Raw genomic sequence first — 538 nt, 5'->3', positions numbered from 1 at the left:
GCCTAGGCATCCACCGTATGCGCTTAATCGCTTGACCATATAACCCGAAAGGGTCTGGTCCGCGATTACTCACGACAATTGCCGGATACGCTTGAGACGTATCACGTTGTCCTTCCCTTTCAGGAAGAACTTGTCAGCATGATTCACATTGTTAAAGAGCAGACTGTCAATCGACAGTCATAAACCCGTCATCGCGCGGTGCGAGGATGGCTTATGACTGTGGATCCGATCAGGTAAGACTGTGGGTGTACCGGTGACGCGAGAGATGGTGGAGCCAAGCGGGATCGAACCGCTGACCTCCTGCGTGCAAGGCAGGCGCTCTCCCAGCTGAGCTATGGCCCCTATCAACATCGGCTCCGCCAAAGGAGCAAATGCAATTTCGTCGGAGACAAGGCGCTTTGGGCCGACGTGTAGCCCGCTACACGAGGTTCAAAGCAACGCCGTATCCGGCGAAATTTGGTGGGTCTGGGCAGATTTGAACTGCCGACCTCACCCTTATCAGGGGTGCGCTCTAACCAACTGAGCTACAGACCCGGCA

At 55.2% G+C, this 538-nt stretch carries 2 tRNA genes; both read right to left on the bottom strand.

Annotation, left to right across the window (positions count from 1 at the left end):
- Positions 1 to 266: 266 nt before the first annotated feature.
- Positions 267 to 342 (bottom strand) — tRNA-Ala (locus DU505_RS22230).
- A 115-nt stretch (positions 343 to 457) separates the two neighbouring features.
- A tRNA-Ile gene (locus DU505_RS22225) sits at positions 458 to 534 on the bottom strand.
- Between the last annotated feature and the right edge of the window lie 4 nt (positions 535 to 538).

Origin of the sequence: Billgrantia montanilacus (assembly GCF_003336675.1) — a bacterium.
Classification (GTDB): Bacteria; Pseudomonadota; Gammaproteobacteria; order Pseudomonadales; family Halomonadaceae; genus Halomonas; species Halomonas montanilacus.
This window is presented reverse-complemented; position numbering and strand designations above follow the sequence as displayed.